Genomic DNA, 12,004 nt, shown 5'->3' with positions numbered 1-12,004 from the left:
TTTAGGATACTTATTATGTCTAATACAACAACTGGTTCAGTAAAATGGTTTAACGAAGCAAAAGGTTTTGGCTTTATCGAGCAAGAATCTGGCGCAGACGTGTTTGCACACTTCAGTGCAATTTCAGGCGACGGTTTCAAAACCTTAGCTGAAGGCCAACGTGTGCAGTTTACTGTTACACAAGGTCAAAAAGGCCCACAAGCCGAAAACATTGTTTGCATCTAATTGCATAACAATTTAATGGGTTAGTAATAACCCATTACAAAATATTAGTTTGAAAGAAGTTCTGTTTTATTTGTTAGTACCCCGTTGTTTTAGTAATAATCCTACGCGATATCCTCAAGTTAACTTATTTTTTCCGGCTCAATCGCCTATTTTCAGGCACCCTTATATTAATTTTTAGGATACTTATTATGTCTAATACAACAACTGGTTCAGTAAAATGGTTTAACGAAGCAAAAGGTTTTGGCTTTATCGAGCAAGAATCTGGCGCAGACGTATTTGCACACTTCAGTGCAATTTCAGGCGACGGTTTCAAAACCTTAGCTGAAGGCCAACGTGTGCAGTTTACTGTTTCACAAGGTCAAAAAGGCCCACAAGCCGAAAACATTGTTTGTATATAAACACGGTTAAATAATACGCTTTAACGTATTAATAGCTCATTGATAACTAATTTATTGGTGAGCTAATTTTTACCTGTTACATTTAATAACCGGTATTACTAAACACCCCAATTGAGTATGTACTAATGCAGCTTAATTTTTTATATCGACTCATTGTTCGAGTCAGTCTCGCCTTATGCTTTATTTCACCTTATCTTTATCAATCTTAAGTCTTTTATATTCCTAGTTTGAAGATACACAGTAACAGCGCTGGGCGAATTTAAGAGAGTTTTATGAATTTGAACCCAACCGCACCATTATCATCACCCATTTATGAAAACCCGATCCCAGGTCGTGAATTTATTTTAAGCCTATTTGGCAAAATGAAAAAAAACCTGAATCGTGAACAAATCGCACACGCCTTAGAGCTAAAAAACGCAGAGCAAAAAGAAGCGCTCAGAAGACGTTTGCGCGCCATGGAACGCGATGGCCAACTGATGTTTAGCCAACACAAAGGTTACCAAGTTATTGATCAAGCTTTGCTGGTCAGTGGTGCCATTACCCTGCATGCCGATGGCTTTGGCTTCGTTAATTATAGCGCCAGCGAAAAAGATTTATTTATTGCTAAAAACCAGTTAAGCCATGTTTTTGAAGGCGATATTGTGCAGGTGTTGCAGCAAGCTGGCAGCCATAAACGCTCAAACAATAAGTTAATAAAAATTATTGAGCGCAAAACAACGCATTTAGCCGGCATATTAAAACGCCAAGGCAAAGACTACGTACTCGTGGCCGATAACACTAAATGCCCACAAAAAGTGCAAGTAGCGCAGTGCCAATTAGCAAACACCAGTGTGGGCCAGTATGTAAATACTGAAATTACCCAGTACCCTACTTTTCGCCATGCAACCCAAGTACAAATAACCGAAGTCCTTGGTCAGCCTCACTCTGCCGGCATGGAAACCAAGTTGGCGCTGCGTCGCCATGGTATCAGCGAAAAGTGGAACAGCGACGTACTTGCGCAAGCCAACTCGTTTGGCAATAAAGTAACCGAGCAAGATAAATTAGCCCGTGTTGATTACCGCTTATATCCATTTGTTACTATTGATGGCGCAGACGCCAAAGACTTTGATGATGCCGTGTATTGTGAAAGAACCGAGCAAGGCAACTGGCGCTTACTGGTTGCCATTGCCGATGTGTCGCATTATGTAAAAGCTAATGATGTGTTAGATGTCGCAACGCGCCACCTCTATTTATTGCCCAGGGCAAGTGATACCTATGCTGCCAGAGGCTTTATCTAATGGGCTGTGTTCGTTAAACCCACATGAAGATCGCCTAGTATTAGTGTGTGATATGACCATTAGCCAAGCTGGCCAAGTGACTCATGCTGAGTTTAACGAAGGGGTGATCCACTCACATGCAAGACTGACCTATACACAAGCACATACCATGCTGAGCAAACCCAATACGGGCCACGCTAATAAGTTCGCTGAGCCAAATGCTGATGTGACGCCGCTGATTAAAAATTTGCACGCGCTTTATGTCGATTTAAACGCAGCGCGCACACTGCGCGGTGCGATTGATTTTGATAGCCAAGAGCTGGCTCTTAAGCTAAATAAAAATCAAAAAATCACCCATATTGAGCCAATTGAGCGCAACGATGCTCACAGAATGATTGAAGAATTTATGCTGGCCGCTAACGTGTGTACTGCCGAGTTTTTAGCTAAACACAAAATACCGAGTTTGTTTCGAGTGCATGCAGGGCCACAACAGAAAAAACTACAAGTGTTACGAGCGCTCTTAGCTGAAAGAGGCTTACAACTTGGTGGTGGCGAAAAACCAACCCCGGCTGATTATAATAAGCTACTAAGCACTATTCGCCAGCGTAGTGATGCCAGCGTGATCCGCACTTTATTGCTCCGCTCACAATCGCAAGCTGAGTACTCGGCTAATAACCATGGGCACTTTGGTTTAGCGTATGAAACCTATGCACACTTTACCTCGCCTATTCGTCGTTATGCCGATTTAGTTACGCATCGTGCCATTCGCGCTAAAATACAGGCTAAGCAGCAAAATGGCTTACAACGGGTGATCAGTTTTTTTAATGTATTTGCTAATAAAACAACGACCAATCATAAGCTAGCTAAAAAAGCGTACCCTTATAGCCAAGAAAGTATAGAAACATTAAGTTTGCATTGCTCGGCTCAGTCGCGCCAAGCCAACGACATTAGCCGCGAAGTAGAAAGTGCATTAAAGTGCAGCTATATGAAGCCGTATATAGGCGATACTTTTACCGCCACCATTAGTGGGGTGTCGAGTGCTGGCTTTTTTGTTGAGCTAGACAGCACCGCTGTTGAAGGCTTAGTACCCGTGAGCAGTTTTAGCCAAGGTGAGTTTGACTTTAACGCCGCCAAACAACAGTGGAGCAACAACAAGCAAAAGTTCAGCATGGGTGAGCGCGTTAGCGTCACGTTAAAAAGCATTGATTTTCGCCAACGTAAAATGTGTTTTTCACTTGCACAAATTACCTTTCATTAGTTTAAACGGTGGCGGCACAACAATAATGTTAAATAACTAACTTTATTGTTGTCGTGCTTGAGCATAAAGCCCGTATTGCCTACAATAGCGCACTATCTATTCAATGCAGATCACTATTATGACTGATACAAATAAGCCAGAGTTACCAGACCAACTTTCGATTAATCCACGCAGCAAATTTTATGTAGAAGAAGTATTTGAACATGAAATTGGTGTAACTTTGAACGGCAAAGAACGTTTTGACGTTGAAGAGTATTGCATCAGCGAAGGCTGGATCAAAGTTGCCGCACCTAAAGCGCTAGATCGCCATGGCCAGCCATTACTTATGAAAGTAAAAGGCACTGTAGAGGTATTTTATAAGTAATGACTACGGCATTAAATGCCTAATCATTACCAGCAAGTGTATTAAAAAGTCAGTTGTTACTGGCTTTTTTAATGCCTGTTTATAACGCAAAACGAATACGATGCTGGCCGCTGTCATGCTGCTAAAAAGCGATAAGTCGTTAAATTATAGGGAATATGGCTAGAAAACCCATTGATTGTCCGCTAACCTAAAGAGTGTCCATAAAAAAACAATACTGCCATGCTGCGATCCGTGTTTACCACCTTTGGTTACTTATTTTTAAATTACCTGTGTTTGCTTAGTAATACGGTGCAGGCGTCACACCCTGTCACGCAACAAATCTACCAGTTTTCTGCTATTAATGAACCGGTGGGCGCTCGCCAAGCATCGGTTTACCATGTCACCGCAGATCAAAGGGACATAATTTGGCTGGCCACCGATACCGATGGTTTAGTACGCTATGATGGCAAAAATTATCAAGTGTGGGCAGATGTGCTATTTGCTCAAGACGAGTATGCTGATATTTCTAAGCTATTAGTCAGTAATAACACCATATGGGCCGCAACTTGGGGCAAGGGCTTATTTCGCTGGGATTCGAGCCGGCAATTAAAAACACATTACCAACACACCACTCCCCGTGCCAGTATCAGTAACGATCATGTACAAACTCTGTTTACCGACTCACAAAAAAGACTGTGGATTGGCACCCTAACCGGACTCAATTACTTACATACCGATCAGCCGAACGTGATCCACTCTTTACCAGAAGACAACCCGCTCAGTTCACTTAGGATCTGGTGGCTACAAGAATCGCAACACGCCATTTGGGTGGCAACTTCACATGGCGTATATCGGCTGGCAAAAGATTTAAGCGATTGGCAGCAGTTTCTTATCAATCCCAGCAAAACGGGGCAAAGTCGCTCCAACGAAATTCGCACTATAGAGCTAATAAACGATGCACTATGGGTGGGCACCAATGAAGGCTTGTTTATATTTAATCCGCACACAGCACAATTTACGCTGATTGATTTAGATAATCAGCCCAACGCTCGAGTGAATATTAGAGTTAACGATATTATTGCCGACAGTGCCATGAATACGGTGCTAGTTGGCACGAACAGAGGGCTGCATCAATTAGATGCCAGCAGCCTAAAACGGATTAACCAAACAGCCAATACCCCCCAATTGGCTGGCGTAGATATACGCAGTTTGTTTTTCGATAAAACCCAGGGACTTTGGGTGGGCACGCGTGAGCAAGGATTGTTTAAGGGTATAAAAACGCTACCACTGTTTACTGATTTATTAACCGCACCTCGCCAAACCTATGGCTTAACCAGCCAAGCGGTTAAAGCGGTGCATTACAGTCACACTGCTGAGCTTTGGCTAGCCACGGAGCAAGGCGTTTTTCAGCGCGTTAGCGCGGGGCCTCAGCCACAGTGGCACTACGTGCCATTTCCTACACATTATAATGTGCATGATATTAGTGTGTTGTTTGTTGATAGCGAGCAGCAGCTCTGGGTGGGCACCAACGAAGGCGTATTTCAAGCCAGCACCCAACAATTTGCACAACTGCAACAACTTAGTCGCTATACCGAGTTTTCTCAGCTTGAGTTAACAGATGTGCAGCTCAGCAGTATTTATGCCGATGGCGACGATTTATTATTTGGCATTAGAGGGCAAGGTATTGCGCGCTATTCAACCACCAGCAAACGCTTCAGCTGGGTTGACAAACGTATTGCTGAGGTACGGGGCAATATAGCTTACGCAATATTTAATATTGCACACTCTGGGCTTCATGCGGCAACGCGCTATTCGGGATTAATATCACTTCAGAATAGCGATCCGGTAACGAAAATTCCTACTTCAGCCCCGTTATTATGCGCACACAGTTATCCTGAAAGTACCCTCTGGGTATGCTCTAATGAAGGCTTGTGGCGCATTAATGGCGATACGGGCGAAGTAAGCCAATACAGCGAGCAACAAGGCTTTCCGTCTAAACGTATTTTAGGGGCCACACATGATGAAGCTGGCTTTTTGTGGGTGACTACCCATCAAGGCTTGGTTAGGTTTAATCCTAGCAACGAGACAATTCGCACCATAGGCTTAACCCATGGCTTAATCGCCGACTCATTTACCGAACGAGGGATAGCTCGCTCTGCTAACGGCAAGCTGGCCATAGCGAGCCCTAATGGTGCATTTGAGTTTAATCCTACCGAGATTAAAATTGACGAAGCGCCATTTGATATCAGATTAAGCCAAATCTTTTTGGGCCAACAAGATATCACTCCTACTATCAGCTTTAATCAAACGGCGTTTTCGCTGGCCCATGATCACACCAATATTAATTTACACTTTACCGTAACCGATTACCGCGAGCCGAATAAAAATTTATATCGCTACCGATTAAATGGCCCCGATGCAGTATGGAGTGAATGGCGGCGTGACAATCAGCTATTGTTAGCAAGCTTACCTATTGGGGTTAACGTACTTACTGTAGAGGGCAAAAATAGTCAGGGGCGGATCAGCGCCACGCCGCTGCAACTTACATTTAACGTAAGCCCCCCTTGGTGGATGAATGCTGGCACAATCAGCCTGTTGTTAGTAACCCTAGTGGTGATAGTGTATGGCGGCATTCGCTTACGCACCCAGCGACTCGCGGCGCTCACCAAACAGTTAGAACATGACGTTGCTGAACGCACACAACAGTTAGAGCAAGCAAATAGCACATTAAGACAACTAGTCGATACCGATTACTTAACGGGGCTTAATAATCGCCGTGGCTTTGTTAAGGCTTTTACCTTAACTCAACAACAACGCCGCCGTACCCCCGCTAATTTAGCCATATTACTGCTTGATGTAGACTACTTTAAAAAGTTTAACGATAACTACGGCCATCAAAAAGGCGACGAGTGTTTAAAATTAATTGCCACGACGCTTACTAACACACTACGTGAGCAAGATATAGTAGCGCGATGGGGAGGCGAAGAGTTTGTGGTAATGCTGCCAAATACCAGTCAAGCTGGCGCACTCACCTTAGCCGAAAAGCTACGCCACGGGGTAGAGCAACAGGTGAGTAAGCAACTTAAGATACCAACCTGCGCGACAGTGACCATAGGCTTGGTCGCTAACTTAGCCGCCGACAAACCATTAGAGCTTTGGTTACAACAAGCCGACCAAGCCCTTTATCAAGGCAAAGCGGCCGGTCGCAATCAAGTGGTTGCCTATAGCGAGTAGCAGCCGCTAGTGCGGCTCAATAGAGTTAGTTACGGTTTTTCCAACCAGCCCATACATCATCGCTAGCGGCGTTCTTTTTATGCTTTTTCTTACCTGTGCCTTCAGGCTTGGCCATTGGCTTGTCATTTTTAAGTGCCGCAGCGGCATCAAGATTCACTTGGTTTACGGCAAAACCCGCCACTTCTTCGCGTTCTAAGCGAAGTTTGTTTTTCTTTTCGATGATTTTAAAGTGATGAAAATCGTCATAATCAATTAACGACAGCGCTAACCCTACTTCACCGGCACGGCCACTGCGGCCAATACGGTGCATATAATCAGCAGGGCTGCGTGGTAGGTTAAAGTTAATTACCACCGGCAGTTTGGCAATATCTAAACCACGAGCAGCAATATCGGTGGCAATCAGTACCTCTATTTCGCCTGCTTTAAATTTTTCGATTACCCGAGTACGCTCGCTTTGGCCTTTATCGCCATGGAACACTTGCGCGTTCACGCCGCGTTTTTCAAGTTTGCTGGCTAAGTGCTCACAGTCTTTTTTAGCGTTGACAAAAATCAGCGCTTGGCGCCATTGGTGCTGCTTAATTAAATGCGCTAAAACCGTGGTTTTCTCGCCTTTGTTCACGGTAAATACCCGCTGTACTAAGGTGCTTTCATCTTTGTTTTGTACTTGAATTTCAACAGGGTCGTTTAGCAACTGTTGCGTTAATAACGTTACTTGATCTGGAAAGGTGGCTGAAAATAGCATAGTTTGTTTTTTAGCAGGCATTAACGCTAGCAGCTCAGCAAGCTCTTCGGTAAAGCCAAGGCTGAGCATGCGGTCGGCTTCATCAAGCACAAGGGTAGTTACTTTATCGAGCTTAATCGCATTACTTGAGATTAAGTCGAGTAACCGTCCAGGGGTTGCCACGATAATATCAGCGCCACCACGCAGTGCCTGCATTTGGCTATTAACCGACACGCCACCAAACACAGCCACTGTTTTAATCGCGCCATTAAAGTTCGCAGAGTACGATTTAACGCTATCGGCTACCTGCGTAGCCAGCTCACGCGTAGGTACTAAAATAAGCCCAGTTACAAAGTTACCTTTGCTGGTTGCTTTTTTAGCACCTTGTTCAACAAATGCTTTTTGCAGCATAGGCAAAGCAAACGTCGCCGTTTTACCCGAGCCGGTATTTGCCCCCGCAATTAAATCGCTACCCGCAAGTACACTTGGAATCGCCTTAGCTTGAATGGGCGTAGGTTGGCTGTATTCTAAATCGGTTAATCGAGCGAGTAGCTCTGGAATAAGGCCAAGTTTGGTAAATGTGCTAGGGCTTGCGGTTGAGGTCATATCTATTACGGGCTTATTGCTAAAAAAGTAGCCTGTAATTTTAGCGTATTTAGCGCTTATTAAGTAGGGATTAGTGATTTAAATACAATTTTAGCAACAGCAAAATGAAGCAGCATTCGCATTTTTTAATTATGAATACTTTTACCTAGGTGGTACATCAAACACCATCTGTACAAAAAGCCTACTGTCGCATTTTTAACTCACATATATTTTTTTACTGATAATATAAAACTCAGCGGCGAGCAGCGCCGCTGAGCTACACTACTTAGAAGGCTACAGGATTAGAATTTAACATTTAACCCCAGCGTAAAGCTGCGACCCATTTGTGGCACATAAGGCAAGAAGGAATTGTGAATATAAACTTTCTCATCAAGGAGGTTATTTGCACGTAGTGATAAGATATAGTCAATATTGCCATAAGTACTCTCATAGTCTGCGCCAATATTTAATAAGTTGTAGCCCTGAGTCTCGTTTTCTTTAACCAGTCTAGGCTGCATCAACAGTGAGTTATTATTATATTGTCGCTTAGTGCCATCTTCATCATACTCAAGCGGCTTGATAGCTATGGTGGAGGTAGTGACTTTCTTTTGCGAAAATACACGAGTGTAATCCATATTGATTGAAAGCTTATCGGTTAAGTAGTTGTGATAACGAAAACCTAAGCGGGCAGGTGGCACTCGTGGTGCATTAGTACTAGGGCGTTCTAGTACATCTGTGCCCAATTTTTCAGGATAGCTCAACACACAATATTCGGCTGCATTAACTAAGTCATTAGCAGTACAGGCTTCATCAACTTCTAAAATTGGATTGGCTTGTTGGTTAGACAGCAATACACAATTTGATAATTGATCGGCAATCTGCTCACCACTTAATCCCTGGCAGCTAGGCTTTAGACCTAAAACCTCAGAGCTTTCACCATATAAAGATTTTCCAACAACAGGGGCTAGCGAACCAATTTTACCACGCACAAAATCACCAAACACTGTCAGCTTTTGATTGGCCGTAATGTTATAGCTAATATCCCCCTCTAAGCCATAAAAGCGGGCGGTGGTTTGATTGTAGCGACGCATGTACAAGTCGCCAAACTTAGTGATGTTTTCATTAAAAATGTAATTGCCAAAATGATTATAATAACCACTTAAATTATATTCCCAATTTTCACTAGAGTGAGAGATACCCAATTCAATGTTATTTGAACGTTCTTTTTGTAGGTTTTTATTTCCATATTCAAACGAGTTGGTGGCCAAGTGCTTGCCGTTATAATACAGCTCCATCGATGAAGGTAGGCGCTCATTATGTGAAACAGACAACGACACACGGTATTCAGGGGCAAAGTCCCAAATGATACTGCCCGCATAAGAGGCGGCATTTTCTTTGTAAGGGCTTAGATCGGGATGTTCAACTTTATTGGAATCCAAAGCAGGGAAACCAGTGTTCAGCCACTCTAGTTTTCTATTTAATAACTCGTGATCATATTTTACCGGTGTTTTTTGTTTTTCCCATCGAGCCGCCACTTCAAATGTAAAATCACCAACTTGATATTGCTCCAACCCAAACACACTTAGGTTTTTATTGCTATGTGGCGCAAGTAAAAAGCGGGGATCTGCTTGCGAGGTATCACCGTAGCTGAGCAAATAAGGAACCGTAGCACTCATCTCTTGCTTTTGATACTGCACTCCCAGCATACCACTAAACCCATTAACTGGCGTATGGTATACCTCCAAACGACCATTAAAGCCTTGGTTATTAAACACTGCGGCGGCGTGGCCTTTATCTAGCCTAGGATCGAGCCCTTCTCCAATACCTGTATTGCGCTCAGGGTTGCCAGGGTCATTTTCATCATGCTGATAATCTGCATAAGTTAGACTCAGTTTAACTTTATCAATACCTTGAATCGGCTGCTTTAACTCACCCCGTACATCATACCGATCTGAGGTCATATCTACCCAAGGGCCTTTGTGATTATGGTTATGCTCAAAGCCATGAGGCTGATCATGGCTATGTTCGTGGCCATGGTCATCAGCATGACCACCTACATGGCAGCCATCAAAGTGTGGAAAATCTATCATGTCACTATCTTCCATTAAGTGCGGATAGGCATTAAGGTAGTAGCGACCATGAAAGCCAGTTTCTGATGAACCAAGCCAGTTAATGAGGTGCCCCTCACAACTGTCATAATTGTGGTTATGGCCTGGAATACCATATATGTCTTGGCGTCGGCTATAAGCAACCCCGATATAACCCGTATCTTCAATCCAAGATAACCCTATCGTGCCCACTTGTGATTTATTATAAGAGTCTGGTAAGTAGTTAAGTATCACATCTGATTTAAATTCAGGTACTTTATAGTTATCGGCATCTCGACTTAACCCTTCAACACGCAATGCAATATTATTGGTTAACTTAACGGTAGCCCCAGCCGTAGCCAGTGCTTCTTGGTTATTCGTGTTATAGCGAAGTAATGCCTCACCCTCGACCCGGTCATTAAAATTACCATTGGGCATCTTATACGGAATGCGCTTGTCCACCACATTGACTACCCCTGCGGATGACGCAGTACCATACAGTAGTGTGGAAGGGCCACGCACCAATTCGACTCGCTCAGCAAGTAGGGTATCGGTAGTAATGACATGATCAGGTGACATACTTGATACATCAATTACATCAATACCGTTTTGTAAAATTTTAACCCGTACTCCGTCTTGTCCACGGATAACTGGCGCTGATGAGCCTCCTCCAAAAGCGTTGCTGTGGATCCCAAGCTCTGCCGACAACGCATTACCCAAAGTCGCTGAGCGCATACTTAATTGCTCACGACTAATTATTACATCGCTGGCTTTTTTAGTGTTGCCAAAGGCTAAAGCGGAAGGACCACTCGCTTCGCCTTCAACCACGATAGTTTCCAGTTGAGTTGCAGAAGATGTTTCTGCAGAGGGAGCATTTTTTGTATCACTTTTATTACTGTCATTTGCGCTAGCGTGATTCGCATAGCTAGCCATAAGCGCATAAATAGCGATAGCTAGAGGTTTTCTTTTCATATTGTGCCTGAAATTAATGATGAAATTTTATAGTTTATCGTTGAGGTTATGTAAACTACGTCTGTTGGCGGGCGATACTTATTTAGCTGCTTGGCTTTGCATACCTGCGCAAAGATCAGTTAAGTAACCTTACTTAAACCACAAAGATTAAGCGCTTAGCACACCAGCTCAGCCACCTAAAAGCGCGTTATAAATTAAGCGCACAAGTTTACCCCCCGACAACGCGAACGCTACAATATAACATATCATTATAATTACAAGAGAAACTTATCGAATGTCATTACTTTTTAACATTAGCTTTTCATATCTGACAGCATCGATTCTATTTTTTAAACAACGACCCTCGAGTGGTAAGAGTTGTGATATAGCATAATACAAGGAGGGGAGTTGCAACTCATTGGCAATTTAAGACAGGTATACAATAACTGGTAATGCGAGCGTGCTTTACAATCTGCTTAGTGGTTGTATAAAGCTTTAAAACTCTCGCACCATTAAAAAGTGCTAATATTAAGAATCAGCTAAACAGGCAGTTGTAGCGGATAACAATTAAATTGATATGTTAAAGCCGACATAATTGTCGGCTTTAAGTTATTTATATTTGGAGTAATGTTGTTTGAGGTAATAATTTATTTGGGGTGAAACTTTATTGTTTCCCCCCAAGCTAAACACTCACTAAATAAGTTACTCAACAGTAACAGATTTAGCTAAGTTACGTGGTTGGTCAACATCAGTGCCTTTAATTACTGCTACGTAGTACGACAGTAACTGCAATGGCAAGGTGTAAACCACAGGTGCAATAATGTCATCTACGTGATTTACGTTGATCACACGCATAGTGTCGTCTGACTCAAAATGTGAGTCTTTATCAGCGAATACGTAAATAATGCCGCCACGTGCACGTACTTCTTCTACGTTTGATTTAAGT

6 protein-coding genes and 2 pseudogenes are annotated in these 12,004 nt (G+C 43.2%); 5 read left to right on the top strand and 3 right to left on the bottom strand.

The window, feature by feature from the left end; genetic code table 11:
* Window positions 1-15 precede the first annotated feature (15 nt).
* The 5 genes and pseudogenes from ABYB02_RS09820 to ABYB02_RS09800 all read left to right on the top strand — a co-directional run bounded on the left by ABYB02_RS09820 (window position 16) and on the right by ABYB02_RS09800 (window position 6,714).
* Window positions 16-225, top strand: a complete 210-nt coding sequence (locus tag ABYB02_RS09820; protein WP_007377377.1) for a cold-shock protein — start codon at window positions 16-18, stop codon at window positions 223-225.
* A gap of 188 nt (window positions 226-413) precedes the next feature.
* Window positions 414-623, top strand: coding sequence for a cold-shock protein (locus ABYB02_RS09815; protein ID WP_372762286.1), 210 nt, complete (start codon window positions 414-416; stop codon window positions 621-623).
* A gap of 272 nt (window positions 624-895) precedes the next feature.
* A pseudogene (gene rnr / locus ABYB02_RS09810) lies at window positions 896-3,137 on the top strand (ribonuclease R).
* Between the two features lie 118 nt (window positions 3,138-3,255).
* Window positions 3,256-3,501, top strand: coding sequence for a DUF3297 family protein (locus ABYB02_RS09805; protein WP_372762285.1), 246 nt, complete (start codon window positions 3,256-3,258; stop codon window positions 3,499-3,501).
* A gap of 219 nt (window positions 3,502-3,720) precedes the next feature.
* On the top strand, window positions 3,721-6,714 hold the full coding sequence (locus ABYB02_RS09800; RefSeq protein WP_372762284.1) for a diguanylate cyclase: 2,994 nt from the start codon (window positions 3,721-3,723) through the stop codon (window positions 6,712-6,714).
* A 25-nt stretch (window positions 6,715-6,739) separates the two neighbouring features.
* Here ABYB02_RS09800 and ABYB02_RS09795 read toward each other — a convergent pair whose 3' ends face one another.
* From ABYB02_RS09795 to ABYB02_RS09785, 3 genes and pseudogenes are all read right to left on the bottom strand, one after another.
* Entirely contained in the window at window positions 6,740-8,041 is a 1,302-nt protein-coding gene (locus tag ABYB02_RS09795; protein WP_372762283.1) for a DEAD/DEAH box helicase, read from the bottom strand.
* Window positions 8,042-8,322: 281 nt separating this feature from the next.
* Window positions 8,323-11,079 (bottom strand): TonB-dependent receptor domain-containing protein, encoded by a 2,757-nt coding sequence (locus ABYB02_RS09790; protein ID WP_372762282.1) that lies wholly within the window; start codon window positions 11,077-11,079, stop codon window positions 8,323-8,325.
* Window positions 11,080-11,760: 681 nt separating this feature from the next.
* Window positions 11,761-12,004, bottom strand: a pseudogene (locus tag ABYB02_RS09785) (glutamine--fructose-6-phosphate aminotransferase); the annotation flags it as partial.

This window comes from Pseudoalteromonas sp., assembly GCF_041613455.1.
Lineage (GTDB): Bacteria > Pseudomonadota > Gammaproteobacteria > Enterobacterales > Alteromonadaceae > Pseudoalteromonas.
This window is presented reverse-complemented; position numbering and strand designations above follow the sequence as displayed.

Coding starts and splice junctions, on each gene's coding strand:
- ABYB02_RS09805 (WP_372762285.1), top strand. CDS start 3,256: ATGACTGATACAAATAAGCCAGAGTTACCAGACCAACTTTCGATTAAT.
- ABYB02_RS09800 (WP_372762284.1), top strand. CDS start 3,721: ATGCTGCGATCCGTGTTTACCACCTTTGGTTACTTATTTTTAAATTAC.
- ABYB02_RS09815 (WP_372762286.1), top strand. CDS start 414: ATGTCTAATACAACAACTGGTTCAGTAAAATGGTTTAACGAAGCAAAA.
- ABYB02_RS09820 (WP_007377377.1), top strand. CDS start 16: ATGTCTAATACAACAACTGGTTCAGTAAAATGGTTTAACGAAGCAAAA.
- ABYB02_RS09795 (WP_372762283.1), bottom strand. CDS start 8,041: ATGACCTCAACCGCAAGCCCTAGCACATTTACCAAACTTGGCCTTATT.
- ABYB02_RS09790 (WP_372762282.1), bottom strand. CDS start 11,079: ATGAAAAGAAAACCTCTAGCTATCGCTATTTATGCGCTTATGGCTAGC.